Here is a 15,870-nt window from a genome sequence, read left to right on the forward strand (position 1 = left end):
TCTGGCGGCTTTCGCGAAGGGACGCGTTCCGAGTTCGTCACACCGCCTGTTGCACCTTCCACATGAGAGCGTCGAACTCCTCGGCGAGGGCTGTGCCCGGACGACCCGCATTGCAGACCGCACTCCAGGCCCGGCCGTTGGACGGGCGCACCAGAATGGACTGGGTGCCGGGCAGGGTGCCGTCGTGCCAGATGGTGTCGATGGTGTTGACGGCCCATCCTCGCGCGTAGCCGGGGGTCGTCGCCGAGACCGGGCGGGCCGCGGACGCGGTCGTCATGGCCGTACGTGTCATCGGCTGCAGCAGGTCGGGCGGTGACGGCAGACCGTCGACCGAGAAGCAGAACCTGAGTACGTCGGCCGGTGTCGCGGCCCAGCCCCCATGGGCGTCCATGCGGTCGACACGGATGTCATAGGGAGCGGCGCTGTCGAGGCCGACGTACATCGCCTCCTCGGGCGCCCGGTCCGGAGCCGTGGCCCCTGCCAGGAGCGCCCGCCCGGCACCGCTGGGATCGAGTACGAACTGGAGTACCGAGTCCCCGTACGACATGCCGGTGACGCGCTCGACGATTCGGCCGAGGAGGCAGTAACCGAAGTTCGAGTAGTTCCATGTCGTGCCCGGGTCGAATTCGAGTGGCCGGTTGTCGAGAGTCCAGGTGATCAGCGCGTTCCGGTCGAACGCCGTCTGCTGGAACATGGGGTCGTTGGCATCGTTGCTCCAGCCCCCGGCCGTGTGCTCCAGCAGGTGCTGCAGCGTCACGGCCCGCACTCGGTCGCTGTAGGGCTGCGTCCCGTACGTGGTGCCGAGGAGGGCTCCCGGTCCGAACACCCGGTCCGTGAGAGCGAGCCGGCCTCGCTCGAGCAGCAGGTGCACCGTGGTGGACGTGATGGGCTTGCTGACGCTTGCGATGCGGAACCGGTGGTCGGGCGTGGCGATTTCGCGGGTGATGCGGTTGGCGTAGCCGAAGGCGCGGGCGGAGCTGATCGCACCATTGCGGGCCACGGCGAAGGAGAAACCTGGAACGGCCCACTTCTGCATGAAGGGCACGACCAGACCCGTGGCGGCGTCGCTGCTGAGGGCGGCTTCGGGCGTGGACTCCCAGATCGTCGTGTAGCGTGCCGAGGCGCCGTCGCGGGCGCCGCTGACGTCGACAAGCCGCAGACCGGCTCGGGAGTTGGCGTCGAACTGGCCTTGGTAGTCGCCGTGCGTCACGCCGTGTGCGGCTGCCCATGGGTGCCCGGGCGACTGCTCCCAGATGCCCGCGTACCGGATGTCGCTGCCGATGGTGTAACCGACGGCGCGCACGAGCCGGAACCCGAGATCGCGTTGCCTGTTGAATTCGCGCTGGTACTCGTCACTGGTCAGGCCATGTCGGGCTGACCAGGCCGGGCCGGCGTAACGGTCCCAGATGCAGGCGAACCGCTCCCCACCCGCGTCTTCGTAGGGGGAGACGCAGCGCAGACGGAAGCCCCGATGTGACAGGTCATCGAACAAGGACTGGTACTGACTGCTGGTCAGGCCGTGCCGTGCGACCCATTCCAGGCCCTGTTCCTGTTCCCAGACGGCGCTGAACAAGGGCGAGTTGCCTGACCGGAACACCGACAGATCGACCGGCCGGAAGCCGCTGCCGCCCAGCGATGTCACCGTGGCCTGGTAGTCGGTGGCGGAGATGCCGTGGCGTGCCTGCCACGAACTTCCGTTCTGCACCGCCCACACACTGGCGAACCGAGGCTGGCCGCCCAGTTCATAGCCTGAGATCTTGATCAGCCGGTACCCTCGCCCGCTGAGGCGGTCGAACTCGGCTTGATGCTCCGCCGCCGTAAGGCCATGACGCGCTTGCCAGTCAGTCACAATCATGAGTCAACTCCGGTGCTGAGACCCCCTGGCGATGTGCCTGTTCGGCGAACACGTGCGGGGGAGCGGCAGGCCGGCACTTTCAGCGGCTGAAGCGCTGGGATTCCCATGGTGATCCTGCATGACAGTCAACTCGATCACGCAGTCAGGGGCCACCTTGTTCCATCACGTGCCGCCCCTGCCACGAACCGCAGTATCACGCTAATCGGCCCGTATCAGGGCGGCAAGTCGACCAAGAGTGTCCGTATGCGGTACACCCGCGCCCTGTTCGGGAAGTACACGCCGGCGGCGCGCCGCCCGTGAAAGGGGGGCGCACCGCCGGGTGGATGCAGGGTGGGCGGTGTTCAGTGCTCACCCTGCAACGCGGCCCCGTCCGGTCAGTGGTGGCCTCCGTGGCGGCGCTCGCCGCCCCAGGAGACTTCGTCGATGACGCGGTCGCGGTCGTTGCGCAGGGTGGCGGTGTCGGCGCGACTGTCCCACACGTAGCGGCGGCGGTCCTGGTAGAGGTCGGTTTCGCTGTCGCGGCCGTAGCCGGTGTGGATGCGGACGGTCGAGCGACCCTCCAGGCGGTAGCCGTCGAAGGTGTAGGTGTGGCCGTCCTCGTCGGACAGCGTCCACCCGTCCAGGTCGACCTCGCGACGGCCGGTGTTGGTGACCTCCACCCACTCCCTGTTCAGGGAACGGTTGGAGCGGTCGTCGCGGCCCGTGGAATGCTGCTGTACGTCGCTGATCTCCACCCGCGGCTCGTGCCGACGCGCATGGTCGGCCGCGGACGCCGGCAGCGCCACCGCGCCCACCACGGCACTGGCCGCGAGAGCGGCGGCGGCCAGACGACGGACAGTCACAGAAGAAGCGGACACAAGTCCTCCTGCAGAGTACGAGCACTCCCCCGCCGTGGCCGTGTGCCGCGTAGGGGTGGTGCGGTGTGCGGGTTGGCGGCCGGCTGGCCGCGCACCCACACCCTGTCCGCTATGGCCGGAATGCGAGGGGCGACACGTGCACCCTGTTACAGACCATCCATATTGCTGTGACTCTCGGCTGCAATATCCATTAATGCGTCGAATGAGGCGAATTGATGGCTCACCGTATCGCAGTCCCTTGCGGGCATTGGCCGGCCCCACCCTGATCACCCCGGAACAGCACCAGCCGCGCCCGGGCCACCACCCGAAAGTGAGTAACAGCCGGCACAGGACGCACCTGTGGGACCAGCCGGTCGACATGGGCCCGCTGATCAACGCCCGCCAGGAGAAGCGGGTGCTGGACCATCTCGCCATCGGCCGGGATGAGATGAGGGCGCCGAGGTGGTCGTCGGCGGCGGCAAGCTCGCCGGCGCGCCCTACGACGACGGGTACTTCGTCGAGCCGACCCTCTTCGACCGGTGCGCCCCGAGACGCGCATCGCCCAGGAGGAGATCTTCGGCCCGGTGCTGTCCGTGCTCACGTACGAGGAGGAGGAGCAGGCCGTCGCTCTCGCGAACGGCACCCGCCACGGACTGACCGCGACGGTGTGGACGCGGGCCGCTGTGCGGCCGGCCGGACGGGAGGTTCAGTGCAGGTCGGCCCGCGCGGGGCTGTCGTCGAGGAAGCCGCCCGACTGGTGCTTCCACAGCTTCGCGTAGGCGCCTTCCGACGCGAGCAGCTCCTGGTGCGTGCCCAGCTCGACGATCCGTCCGCGGTCGAGGACGACGAGCTGGTCCATGGTGGCGACCGTGCTCAGCCGGTGCGCCACCACGAGCGCCGTCCGTCCCTCCATCAGTCGCCACAGCGCCTCCTGCACGAGGATCTCACTCTCGGAGTCCAGGGCGCTGGTCGCCTCGTCGAGCAGTAGGACCGGCGCGTCGCGCAGGATCGCCCTGGCGAGGGCGACCCGCTGGCGCTGTCCACCGGACAGCTTGACACCCCGCTCACCCACCATGGTGTCGAAGCCGTCGGGCAGCGTGTCGGCGAACTCCGCGACGTGCGCCGCCTCTGCCGCGCGGCGGATCTCGGCGTCGGTGGCGTCCGGCCGGGCGAACGCGATGTTGTCCCGTAGCGTGCGATGGAACATCGCCGGGTCCTGCGGCACGTAGGCGATCAGGCTGCGCAGGTCGGCCTGGCGCAGCCTGCTGATGTCCTGCCCCCCGATCAGGATCCGGCCTGCGTCGATGTCCGTCATCCGAAGCAGCAGCCGGGTGAGCGTGGTCTTGCCTCCGCCGGACCGGCCGACGAGACCGATCTTCGTCCCGCTCGGCACGGCCAGGTCGAGGCCCTCGAAGAGCGGCTCCGCGCCCGCGTGGGTGAAGGTCACCTGCTCGAAGCGGACGTCGGCTGCCCGGGACAGCAACGGCTCCGGCGACACGGGGTCGATCACGGTCGGCGGCTTCAGCAGCAGTTCGGTGAACTGCGCGGCCTCCGTCATCGAGCTTTCCAGCCGGCGATAGATCTGGTTGAACTCGAACATGATCCGCGTCGCGTTGGTGTAGTAGGTGAAGGCGACCACGACAGCCTCCACGCCGTGCTCGCCCCCGCCGAGCGCGACCGCGAGCAACAGGCCCAGCGCGTTGGTCAGCACGGACATCGGCGCGACCAGCGTGTCGATGCGCAGGTTGCCGTAGTCCCACGACCTCAGCATGAGCCGCCGCGACGCCGCGACGCGGGACCGGTGCTCCGCGGCCTCGCGTTCCTCGGCTGCGAACGCACGGACCGTGTCCATGTTCATCAGGCTGTCGGCGACATGGCCCGACACCCGGGCGATCGCCTCCTCGCGCTGGTCGACGAGCGCCTGGCGGCGACGGATGAGGGGCACCACGCAGAACGCCGTCAGTACGATCATCACCAAGAGCCCGAACACGAGCAGTGGCTCGTAGTGCCACAGCACCACCGACCCGAACAGCAGCGGCACGAAGCTGCCCACGACCTGGAAGGTCATGGTGTCGACGAACTCCTCGAAGCGGGAGGCGAAGCTCAGGACCCGCTTGGTCAACGACCCGGCGAAGTTGTCGTGGAAGAACGCGGCGTCCTTGGCGAACAGTTCGTCCATGCCGATCACGTACAGATTCTCGATGCCGAGAGCGTCAACGCGGTTCAGGCAGTGCAGGCTGATGCGCCACAGCGTCTCCGCGAGCAGCAGGACGCCGGCGAAGCCGAGGACATAGGGCAGCGTCGAGCCGACAGTGACGGCGGCGTCGCCGGCGATCCGGCCGACGAGCTTCGCCACGACCAGCGGCGCTACGTAGTTGAGGCCGATGTTGCCCAGCGCCGACAGCACCACCGCGGGCACTGTCAGCCGCCGGAGCCGGGCCAACTCCCGCCCGTAGTAACGAAGTGCGAGGAGCACCGGGCCCCTGCCCGGCAAGACCTCGCGCGATTCAGGCGATCCCATTTCCACCCCGTGATGTCGTGCGGCAGCCCGTCACGTGCTGCTGTCGGGGATGCCGTTGCCTCAAAGACCGTGCGGAGCTTCGGTTCGAGTGAGTGCCCTCGCTCGGGTCCCCCTCCGGCAGGCGGGCACGACGGCGGAGTCCCCGCGCAGCTCGCGGCCACGCAGACGGGCGAGTACGGGCAAGCCATGAATCGCAGTGTCCCGCGACGGCGCGCGCGGAGTCCAAGCCTTTTCTTCGAGTGCCGACATGTCGCTCTCCCGTCCCCGGTCACCTCTGGTCGGCGTCGGCGTGGTTCCGGACGGGCTGGACCGCACGCCAGGGTGCGAACGCGCCGGCCCCACCCGTACGGGGCAGGATGCTTGCCAGCTCAGGGCAGTGCCGGAGGATGACGCTGGTCATGCCGTTGCGTTCGATCCAGTCCATGCCCAGCGGAGTGTAGGTCTCGGGCCGGAAGTCGACCGTGAGGAAGCGGTCGCTCTGCAGCCGTCGGCTGGCCATCAGGATGAAGATCCGGAAGGCGGTGTCGCTGAAGCCGAAGCCACTGGGGGGATTCTCGGCGAAGAGCCCCACCACGGTGTCGATCTCGTCGACCGAGCGGTACACGTCCTTCAGCCGCGCGACTGTCTCCGGATCGGAGGAGAGGTCCTCGAACCCCCGGATCCGAGGCTTGTGGAGGCCTTCCAGGAAGTCGTTGTAGCGGGGGACGCCGCGGCGCCTGGTGCGCACCAGGTCGACCACCGACAGGTCGATGACCTCCCCGTCGCGCTCGAACGCCTGGAGCGCCCGCGGGAAGTTGTGCAGGGTGATCGCGCCCGGGTTGGCGATGCCCAGGGAGTACAGCGTGTCCACCAGACCGGTCTTGCGGATGAGCGGCTCCGCGGCGGCTCCCTGGACGTCGTGGAACGCAAGGGTGTCGAGCCGGTGGCCGAACCGGTGGTCGACGATCTCGTAGTCGTCGGGGATGAGCGGATGCATGCGGTAGACGGTGACGAACTCCTCCGTGAGGGAGTACGGCGCACCGTGGTGGTCGGGCATGGTCTTGGGAATGCCTCCCAGATCGTGCGCCTCGAGCAGCCATGTGCCCAACTGGTCGAGCCAGGTCTTGGGCGGTCCCTGCCAGTTGGTCTTCAGGCCGATGTCGATCGCCTTGGTGGCGAGGATCGCGGGGGTCCACTCGACCGTGTGGATCTTGGCGATCAGGGCCGCGACGACGAGTCGCGCCGTGTGGTGGATACGGTCCTCGTCCAGATGCCGATACTCGTCCCGCAGTGCCCGGCAGACGGCGTTGTGCTCACGGGCGAACAGGGTGGTCATGGCGCTGAGACCGAGCCACCAGCTGTTCTGGAAGCCGGTGAGCGGCACACCGTTCGCGACCGGCAGGTGTCCGTCCTCCAGGCGCAGTTCGGCGCCGCCGTCGGGCTCGCGCAGGGACTTCGCGACGGATTCCGTGCCGCCGTAGACCTCCGAGCCGTCCCACCAGTGCGAGACGGTGTTGCGGAACAGGATCGGCGGCTGCTCGCTGCCGGGCCGCTGCACCACCTCGTTCTCGGCGAACCGCATCACCTTCTCGGCCGGCCCGCCCGGGGTGTTGTGCCAGGTCATGCCGGGCGGCAGCGGCACCTCGACCGACTTCTCGCCGACCGGGTGACGCCTGTGTTCGACCCAGTCGTGCACCTGGAACTGGATCCACGCGGCGGCGAGGACGTTCAGCGACGACGCCGGGATGAACGTGTCGCGGTGCAGCAGCTCCCTGCTGACGGTGATCGGGTTCGGCGTGTCGAACAGGTCAGGTCGGTAGACGGGTGGCATGTTGCGGCCGAACATGGCGCCGGCGGCGCCCATGCGCGGCGCCGAGAGGTCGTTCCAGGTGCCGTCGTAGCTACGCCGGACCCGCAGCTCCTCGTCGACGGGTGACGGTGCCTGCTGGGCGGTGGGCGGAGCCTCGTGAATGTCGGTGTCGATGAGGTTGTGCCGGCGGAGCACCTGCCGGAGGGCGATGAGATTGAGCAGGCCCAGCCGGGTGGGCAGCCGATGCCACGGCACGAAACGGTCCACGACGCGGAAAGTGGCTCTCAGCGGTACCCCGAGCAGGGTGTTGCGCCGTGGCTCGACGGTGAGGAAGCGGTAGCCCAGACGGTGAGCGCTGCCGGCCTCGTAAGCCACCTTGCGGGCGCGGTTGAGGTTGCCCAGGGGGCGGAAGGCCTCGGTGGTGTTCCACGGGTTGAACGCCAGCTGGTCGATCCGCGACATGGCGGCCCGCGCCTCGGCGGCGGTCATGTCCTGGCGGGGAATCGTCAACGTCGCCACTGGCAGCACGGGCGCGTCCTCCACCTTCCACTCCACCGAGCCGTCCTCGATGGGTGTGCGTGTGGCGTTCACGTAGCGCTGCACGCACAGCTCGAAGACGATGTCCGCCCGCATCAGCCGGTCCGAGAGCTCGCGCCGCAGGTGGTCGGGGTCGGTGCGGGAGGGATCCGGGGCCGCGGGGGCACCGGTGGCGGGACGTAGTTGATAGCGGACCGGTCCGGCGTCGCCCCACAGGATCGCGCCACGGCTCCAGTACGTCTCCAGCGCCAGGCTGCGCACCGTGCGCCTGGCGCCCGCCATCACGTTGCGCCGCATGCGCGCGGCCGTGGACCAGCCGACGGCCAGGGGCAGCTTGACGAAGAACGCGAACGCCTTGGCGGGCCGCGAGTCCGCGCCGGCCATGGCCTTCGCGAACGCCACGAACTCGCGGGCGTTGCGCGCATGCGAGACCGGGAAGCTCGTCATCAGCAGATCGTGGGTCTGATCGTGGCCCACCTCGACACGCAGCGCCGCACCGCGCAGGTCGGGCGCGAAGTCGGGCTGAGGGACACCGCTCGCGTTGGACAGCCGGACCGTGACCGGGTACTCGGCTCCGGGCCGGACGAAACCCGTCCGCAGGGCTTCGGGAAGGTCGTCGTGGAACCTCAGCCGCGCGTTCTCCACGCCGAGGACCGACTTGGCATGGAACGTCCGTTGGAGAGCGGCGGAGCCGCTGCGCTTCCTCAGCTTGAGCTGGATCTGCAGCAAGTCGTGTGCGAGCCGTTCGAAGACCGGCCGCTCGGCCTCCGGGCTCCCGCCTATGTAGCGCTCGTACTGCTGGATCTCATCCATGCGTGCCTCTTCGTGACGGGTGTCGCCCTCGCCGCAAGGAGACATGGGCGATCGTCCGGGAGGAGCGACAGCACACGGAGTCCCTTGCCGGTGACCGTGGGGGTTCTGCTCTACACTCCGCAACCCTGACGGCCGAGTGCGGCAATGTCGCACGCAGCACGGCAAACGGGTGTAATCACGGAAAGCGCCAGTCGCAGGAACGGCTGGGTGAGATGTGGGGGAAGAGCCGTCCGGATCGACGGGCGCACAGCGCGAAAGTGTGAGCCCTGTATACGCCCCCGTGCGCGAGGGCATCATGCGCAAAGTCAGCGCCCCTATCGCTGACTGTCGCGACCCGCATCTCATCCTCAGCTCCCCGGAAAGCAGGTCGGTTACCGTGCTGTTGCATCTGCCCACGTCCGTGTCCGAAGCACAGGAGTGCATGGCCCAGGGGGCCGTACCGATAGGCGGGGCGACTCTGGTGTGGGCCACCTGGCAGCGGGACGGCTTCCCTGAACAGGCCGTGTCGCTGCGCAACGTGCCAGAGGCCAACGTGATGGGGCGCGAGGTGCTGGGAGCGGCGGTGGTGCTGAACCGGATCGACGGCCGGGTGCCGGAGGTACTGAGTCGGGCGGCCGCAACGGTGGGAACCGGAGCCGTGCGCCGGACAGCCACGGTCGGCGGCAACCTTGTCGGCAGTACGCTGCGCTGCCTGCTGCCCGCCGCGCTCGTACTGGACGCCCGAGCAAGGGTGCTGGAACCGGACAGGACCTACGAGACCGACCTGGCCGAGGTTCTGGCGAAGAACCACCTGCTGCTCAGCCTCCGCTGGCGTGAACCGGTGGCCAGCGGATACCTCAAGCTGCCCGGCGAAGCGGGCGGACCGCCGCCCCTCGTCGTCGCCGCGGCTGTGCACGCCGACAGTGAGGAACGAAGCCGCCTTCGCGTCGCCGTCCGCGACGGCTACGAGGTGCTGAGCGAGAGCACTGCGTATGACGCCGACCCCGAGCAGGTCCTCCGCGCCCTCGCTCGTACGGCTGTCGGGGCCCTTCACGCCACAGCCCGGGGAGCGGTCCGCCGACAGGTCACCGACGTCCTGGCCCGCGCCGCCGACCGTTGAGTACGCCCTCTCGGGCGATGTGTGCCTCACTGGAGCGCCGCAGCCCACCCGCCGCGCGATGCCCCGCATCCGCTTGCGCCGGCCCTTCACCGTCGGTGGGGCTGCCCAAGGGCCCTTGGTGCCACGGGCGGTGCGCCGCCGCGTTCTTCCGCAAGCTGGCTACGGCCGAGAGCAGGCTGAGACCGGGTGCAGCCTTCCGCAACACCTTGATCGCCGGTACTGAGTCGGCGGGTCGGTCGTAACCGGCCTCGGCGAGGCGTTCGTGGACCCAACGGGCAGGCAGGTGTGCGTCAGATGCGGCGGCCGCCGCCTCGCCCCACATGATCCAGGGAGCGTGGTTCCGGGACCGGCCTCGCTGCTCTCTGCCATCGTGTGCCCCATGGGCGAACTTGTTGAGCGCGTTGACGAGCGGGACGAAGTGCTGGCTGTTGTGGACCGGGGTGAGGCGATTCGCCAGGGATGGCTGCATCGCATAGCAACGATCGTGTGCCGTGACGCCGACGGCCGGATCCTCGTGCACCGCCGTCCCGACGACGCTTCCCTTTTCCCGGGGCAGTTCAACTGGATGCTCGGAGGCGCCGTGGGCATTGCGGAGTCGTACGAAGACGCCGCCGCACGGGAGTTGACGGAGGAGCTCGGTGTCCGAGGCCGCCCGCAGTTCGTGTTCAAGTTCCTGTGCGCGGGAGCGATCAGTCCCTACTGGCTCGGTCTGCACGAGGTCGTAGTCACGGAGCCCGCCCGGCCCGACCCATCAGAAATCGCTTGGCATGATTGGCTCACCGAGCTCGAACTGATCGACCTTGCGCGTCATCAGGAGTTCGTTCCGGATGCCCGCGAAGCATTTGGCCGATATCGGGCCCTGCCCCAGCATATTGTCCGCTGATCGGAAATCCCCTGAACTGCTGGCCGGCTGCGACTGCGGCTGCGACAGCGGCTGTCGAGACAAGGCGCGACCCCCATATGCGTCGGCGTCCGTGTGATGTTTCGTACGAGTGCGGAATGAACCGTGCGTAATCGGCAAGGTTGCCTTTCATGCTCGGCACGAAACATCCCCTGACAGGTGAGACAAGGACGGCGGCGCCCCAGATGGCCCGGACGTCACCGCACACCGTCTCAGCGACGGATTCCGATGCCTCTCCGCCCGCTTCGGCGCCCCCGCTGCCGTCCCTCACCGGCCTGCGGTGGGTGGCCGCGCTGCTCGTCTTCGGACTGCACGTACGCAACGCCGGTTACTTCGGCGGCACCGGCGGCCGCATCCTGACGTGGGGATTCGGGGCCGGCGGCACCGGGGTGTCGTTCTTCTTCATCCTGTCCGGCTTCGTACTGATGTGGTCCGCCCGACCGGTCGACCGCGCCCTTGCCTTCTGGCGACGGCGCATCGCCCGCGTGTACCCCGTACACCTGGTCACCGCCACGCTCGCGCTGCTCATGGCATGCACCCTGGGGATTCTGCCGACGCCTACGCCAGGTCAGGGCCTGGCCAACGTCTTGTTGATGCATTCCTGGTGGGGCCCCTGGTGGCAGACGCTGGACCCGGTCAGCTGGTCCCTGGCATGCGAGGCCTTCTTCTACGCTGTCTTCCCGCTGCTGGCACTCGTGCTGCGCCGGCTGCGCACACGCGGATCGGCCGTCCTGGCTGGAGCATCGGTGCTGGCGGTACTGATCCTGTCCTGGTACGACGCCCAAGGCCGGCTGGGCCAACAGCTGTACTCCCTTCCCGCGGCCCGTCTGCCCGAGTTCGTCCTCGGTGCCGCCGTGGCCCGCCTGGTGGTCCTCGGCCGGTGGCGCGGTCCAGGTCTGGAGGCCTCACTCGCCGTGGCGATCATCGGCTACTTCCTCGTGCCTCAGGTCACCGCCGGATATCCGGCCACAGCCTGCACCCTGATCGGTTTCGCCCTGCTCATCCCGGCGGCCGCCGTCGCCGACCTGCGCGGCCTGCCCTCCCTGTGGCGGCATCGGCGGCTGGTACGGCTCGGGGAGCTCTCGTTCGCCTTCTACATGGTCCACCTCCTGGTGCTGCGAGCCGGCAGGAGCCTCATCGGCACCCCCCGCTTCGGTGTGCCCGCGGGCCTGGCCTGCACCGCCTTCGTGTTCGCCGTGTCACTGGGACTGTCATGGGTCCTGTACGAGGCAGTGGAACGCCCGGCCAGAAGGCTGCTGCTCCGCGGCCGACGCTCCTCGAACACGCGACGGTCGTCCACGGCGGGTTCCGGTCCAGCAGCAGTCCGGCCGGACGTGGACGTGAACGAAAGTGTGTGATCTCGGGGTCTAGGGGGACCCTGGAAGCCGAAGCGCCTGCAGACCCAGGCCGGCCGTGTTCCCGGCCGGACAGAGGAGGACACCTCCCCGGCGGTCGGAAGGAGTGCCTGCGATGAGCGAACTCGAGCGTCCTCCCACCGGCCTCGGGCAGGGTGACATCAGCCCGCCGAGTGGGCTGATGGACCTCCTCGGTGTCGCCGCGGTCCTGCTGGACGCCGAGGGCCGCATCGTCCTGTGGAGCCCACAGGCCGAGGAGCTGTACGGCTACACATCGGAGGAGGCCCTCGGGCGGTACGCCGCGCATGTGCTCGTGCACGAAGAGCACTGGGAATGGGTGGTCAAGACATTCATCGAGGTCATGGAGACCGGACAGAGCTGGGCCGGAACGTTCCCCATCCGTCGCAAGGACGGCGGCACGCGACTGGTGGAGCTGCGCAACATGCGGCTGATGAACGACCGCGGCGAGTTCTACGCCCTCGGACTCGGCACCGACTCGCCCACGCTGCGTGAGCTGGAACGGGACGTCGCCCTGTCCACCCGGCTGATCTCCCAGTCGCCCGTCGGGGTGGCGATCTTCGACACCGATCTGCGGTATGTGTCCGTGAACCCGGCTCTGGAGCGCATGCACGGCCGTCCGGCGGCGGACCACCTCGGCCGCCACTACCGCGAGATCATGAGGGCTACGGACTTCGAAGAGACCGAGGCCGCGATGCGGCACGTCCTCCGGACCGGAAACCCGCTGGTCGAGGAGTCCACCATCGTCGGGCGCACCCCGGCCGACCCCGGGCACGAGCACGCCTGGTCGATCTCGATGTACCGGCTCGAGGACACTCAGGGCCGCATTCTCGGTCTGGCGGAGCTGGTCGTGGATGTCACCCAGCGGTACCGGTCGGCGCTGGAGGCCGGCGAGACACGGCGGCGCCTCGCATTGATCGCCGACGGCTCCGCCCGTATCGGCACCACCCTGGAGGTCGACCAGACCGCCCGGGAACTGGCCGACGTGACCGTTCCCGAGTTCGCCGACGTCGTCGCCGTCGACGTGCTCGACTCCCTCCTCGACGAACACCGTCCCGTCTCCCGCGACGGCCCCGTGTTCTTCCGTGCCCTCGCGGTGAAGGCCGCCTACCCCACCGACGCCTTCGAAGCCGCCGATCCACCCGGCCGCATCGCCACGTACGACGCCGACCGTCTGGCCGCCCGGTGCGTGCGTACCGGCCGGCCCGTCCTGGTCCGCCACGTGGAGGGAGGCGACCTGGGCCTAATCGCCCGCGACAAGGACGCGGCCATGCTGCTGGCTCGCGCCGGAGTGCACTCCTACATGGCCGTCCCGCTCGCCGCCCGTGGCACCGTCCTCGGCTTTCTCGGCCTCACCCGGGCCCGCGATCCACGGCCCTTCGACGAGGACGACCTCGCCATCGCCACCGAGCTGGCCTCCCGGGCCGCGGTCTGCATCGACAACGCCCGCACGCACCAGAGCGTGCGCAACGCCGCCGTGACCCTGCAGCGCAGCCTGCTCCCCGACCACCCGCCGAGCCTTCCCGGCCTGCAGGTCGCCTCCCGCTACCTGCCCGCACAGGCCGCCTACGAGGTCGGCGGCGACTGGTACGACGTCCTGCCCCTGGCCGGCGACCGGACCGCACTCGTCGTGGGTGACGTCATGGGCAGCGGTATCGACGCGGCCGCCGCCATGGGCCGGCTGCGCACCGCCACCGCCGCTTTCACCGAACTCGACCTCGACCCCGCCCAGGTCCTCCAGCACCTCGACACGATCACATCACGGCTGGAGCAGTACATCGCCACCTGCCTGTACGCCGTCTACGACCCCCACCGCGCCGAGCTCCGCATCGCCAACGCCGGCCACCTGCCTCCCGTCGTGGTCGGCGGCGGCGAGCAGCCCCGGCTGCACGACCTGCCCACGGGCACCCCGCTCGGCGTCGGCGGTGTCCCGTTCGAAACCACCACCGTCAGCTTCGCACCGGGCGACGAACTGGTCCTTTACACCGACGGCCTGGTCGAGACCCGCCACCACCCCCTCGACGAACGGCTCGACACCCTGCTGCACCTCGTCGACGCACCCGACTCCCCCCTGGAAGAAACCTGCGACCGACTCCTTCAGAAACTCCGCCACCCTGACGACCACGACGACGTCGCCCTCCTGATCGCCCGCGCACGCCCCTTCAGGTCGGTCACCGACTCGCGGCATTGAGCGCGTGCCCACCGGCCGGGCCGAGCTGGTCGTGAGCTGGCCGCGCAGGCGGGTCTGACCAAGGACGCCATCCGGTTCTACGAGAGGATCGGCCTCGTCATGGGCCGGCGGCTGACCAACGGCTATCGCGACTTCCCGCCCGAGGCCGTGCCCCGGCTGCGGTACGTCCGCACCGCGCAGACACTCGGATTCACCCTCGCGGAGATCGCGCGGCACGGCGAGGAACTGAGCCGGGCGCCGGACGCCGCGGAAGCGTTGTCCGCACTGTTCGCCGAGAAGATCCAGGTCATCGACGCGCGCATGACCGAACTCGCCGCGCTGCGGGCCGACCTGACGGCGCGTGCCGGCACCGCATGCCCGCTGCGGGCAGCCGGCCGGCCCGGCACGGCCTGAGCGCGTCAGGATCGGCCTGCCCGGCCGGCCGACGAGCCGGAGTCCGTCGGGACCCGAACCGACCCCGGCAGACCATAGGCAGTACGCGTCGAGGTGCCACCGCCCCGGGCGTGCCCTCCGCCGGGTCGTGTCCGGTCGGCCGTCGCGCTCATGGCTGCGTGCCCTGGAGGCGCAGGACTCGCACGACTCTCGCGGTGCCACCGACCTGGACCAGCGGGCCGGCCCCACTGCGCCGTGCGACGGCCGTGATGGCGGAGGGGTTGCCGAGGGAGTCGCCCATGTCGACGGTGATGCCGGTCATGCCCTGGCGGGCCAGGTGGGCGGCAAGGCAGGCAGTGCTGTTGGCGTTGGCGATGTCCTCGGGGACACCGATCGAGGGGGCGAACATGCGGGCGGCGACACGGCCGTCGGCCGTCGGGACGGAGTGAACGTAGCAACCGAGCAGGCCGAGTCGGTCGCAGGCGTCGCGAAGCTTGTCGAAGTCCGGGACCAGGCCGGTCAGAGCGGACCGCGTGGCCACGGGGACGAGCAGCCGTGGCCGTCCCAGGGAAGCGACGCACGTACCGGGTGCGAGCGTGTCCGAGGTGACACCCAAGGCGCGGAGGACGACACCGTGCTCGCTCGCGGTGGGCTCACGCAAGCCGACCGATCCCGGGTCGAAGACGGCATTGAAGTGGCTGTTCTCCCGGACGACATGACCGGTGAAGATCCGTCCCGACGCGCTGAGGGTGACCTGACACTCCGGCTGTCCGCCACGTTCGGCCAGGACGGCCAGAGCCGCGACCGTCCCATGGCCGCACGCGGGCAGTTCTCCCTCGGCGGTGAAGAAGCGCAACGACACATCAGCACCGTTGCGCTCGCCGCCGCTCGCGGAGATGAAGACAGCGTGGGAGGTGCCCGCCAGAGCAGGCACGGCACGGCGCTCGTCATCGCTCAGGGGTGTCTCGTCCAGGACCGCGGTAGGACTGCCACCGAGGCCTTCACGCAGACACGCACGCACGATCGTGACGGGCAGACCGCTCCCGTTCACCAGGAGTCCCGCAGGAGGGCAATGGCGTCAGTCACGGCGGCGATCGTAGTGCAGGCGGGTACACGCGCAGTGCATACAAAGGGTGCAGGATCCACCGGCAGACCCACTGCGACAGGCAGGCCCGAGAGACCGATCCTGGCTACGGCTCGCGTGATGGCACGGTCGGTGTCGCCGACGGCCCGCGAGTCGGAACGGCCGGGGAAGAGGGGGTACGGGACATGTCGGTCCGGGTACTCCCGGTGGGACTCGGGCTGACGGGCTCGGGGGACGCCGAAGGGGTGGGCGCGAACGAAGGACTGCTCCCGGACGAGGGACTGCTCGCGGGCGGCGGCGCGAGAGGGATCGCCGGGGACGCGGGTGCCTCGGATGTCGTCAGGTGGAGCGGGAGTGCGATGACGACGGCGACGGCGCACGTCAGACCGACCCCGGCCGCGGCACGGAGCAGCCGGCGGCGCGTGGCGTTGCGGCGGATCGTTTCGTATTGACCGGGGGGAGGGCCGAGGTACTCGGTGGTGGGTCGCAGGATGACGGC

11 protein-coding genes and 1 pseudogene are annotated in these 15,870 nt (G+C 69.4%); 6 read left to right on the top strand and 6 right to left on the bottom strand.

Features of this window, described 5'->3' with window-relative positions:
- Positions 1–37 precede the first annotated feature (37 nt).
- The 3 genes and pseudogenes from ACFY16_RS30335 to ACFY16_RS30345 all read right to left on the bottom strand — a co-directional run bounded on the left by ACFY16_RS30335 (position 38) and on the right by ACFY16_RS30345 (position 2,697).
- Positions 38–1,705: a serine hydrolase gene (locus ACFY16_RS30335; RefSeq protein ID WP_390650503.1), complete on the bottom strand. Its 1,668-nt coding sequence runs from the start codon at positions 1,703–1,705 to the stop codon at positions 38–40.
- A gap of 15 nt (positions 1,706–1,720) precedes the next feature.
- Positions 1,721–1,855: pseudogene (locus tag ACFY16_RS30340) on the bottom strand (hypothetical protein); the annotation flags it as partial.
- A gap of 374 nt (positions 1,856–2,229) precedes the next feature.
- Positions 2,230–2,697, bottom strand: coding sequence for a lamin tail domain-containing protein (locus ACFY16_RS30345; RefSeq protein ID WP_390650374.1), 468 nt, complete (start codon positions 2,695–2,697; stop codon positions 2,230–2,232).
- Between the two features lie 533 nt (positions 2,698–3,230).
- Between ACFY16_RS30345 and ACFY16_RS30350 the strand changes: the two genes are divergently transcribed.
- Positions 3,231–3,470, top strand: a complete 240-nt coding sequence (locus tag ACFY16_RS30350; protein WP_390650375.1) for an aldehyde dehydrogenase family protein — start codon at positions 3,231–3,233, stop codon at positions 3,468–3,470.
- Here ACFY16_RS30350 and ACFY16_RS30355 read toward each other — a convergent pair.
- Both ACFY16_RS30355 and ACFY16_RS30360 read right to left on the bottom strand, forming a co-directional pair.
- Positions 3,398–5,212 (bottom strand): ABC transporter ATP-binding protein, encoded by a 1,815-nt coding sequence (locus tag ACFY16_RS30355; protein WP_390650376.1) that lies wholly within the window; start codon positions 5,210–5,212, stop codon positions 3,398–3,400. The genes ACFY16_RS30350 and ACFY16_RS30355 overlap by 73 nt on opposite strands.
- Before the next feature lie 268 nt (positions 5,213–5,480).
- A complete protein-coding gene (locus ACFY16_RS30360; protein ID WP_390650377.1) occupies positions 5,481–8,351 on the bottom strand; it encodes a peroxidase family protein in 2,871 nt (956 codons plus the stop codon).
- 376 nt (positions 8,352–8,727) lie between these two features.
- Between ACFY16_RS30360 and ACFY16_RS30365 the strand changes: the two genes are divergently transcribed.
- From ACFY16_RS30365 to ACFY16_RS30385, 5 genes are all read left to right on the top strand, one after another.
- Positions 8,728–9,450 (top strand): FAD binding domain-containing protein, encoded by a 723-nt coding sequence (locus ACFY16_RS30365; RefSeq protein WP_390650378.1) that lies wholly within the window; start codon positions 8,728–8,730, stop codon positions 9,448–9,450.
- 379 nt (positions 9,451–9,829) lie between these two features.
- On the top strand, positions 9,830–10,333 hold the full coding sequence (locus ACFY16_RS30370; RefSeq protein ID WP_390650379.1) for an NUDIX hydrolase: 504 nt from the start codon (positions 9,830–9,832) through the stop codon (positions 10,331–10,333).
- Positions 10,334–10,536: 203 nt separating this feature from the next.
- On the top strand, positions 10,537–11,709 hold the full coding sequence (locus tag ACFY16_RS30375) for an acyltransferase family protein (RefSeq protein ID WP_390650380.1): 1,173 nt from the start codon (positions 10,537–10,539) through the stop codon (positions 11,707–11,709).
- Positions 11,710–11,821: 112 nt separating this feature from the next.
- On the top strand, positions 11,822–13,915 hold the full coding sequence (locus ACFY16_RS30380; protein WP_390650381.1) for a SpoIIE family protein phosphatase: 2,094 nt from the start codon (positions 11,822–11,824) through the stop codon (positions 13,913–13,915).
- A 36-nt stretch (positions 13,916–13,951) separates the two neighbouring features.
- A complete protein-coding gene (locus ACFY16_RS30385; protein ID WP_390650504.1) occupies positions 13,952–14,308 on the top strand; it encodes a MerR family DNA-binding protein in 357 nt (118 codons plus the stop codon).
- 148 nt (positions 14,309–14,456) lie between these two features.
- On the opposite strand, the gene ACFY16_RS30390 is transcribed toward ACFY16_RS30385, so the two are convergent.
- Positions 14,457–15,338: a PhzF family phenazine biosynthesis protein gene (locus ACFY16_RS30390; protein WP_390650382.1), complete on the bottom strand. Its 882-nt coding sequence runs from the start codon at positions 15,336–15,338 to the stop codon at positions 14,457–14,459.
- Positions 15,339–15,870 lie beyond the last annotated feature (532 nt).

The organism is Streptomyces sp. NPDC001315 (assembly GCF_042896175.1).
Lineage (GTDB): Bacteria > Actinomycetota > Actinomycetes > Streptomycetales > Streptomycetaceae > Streptomyces.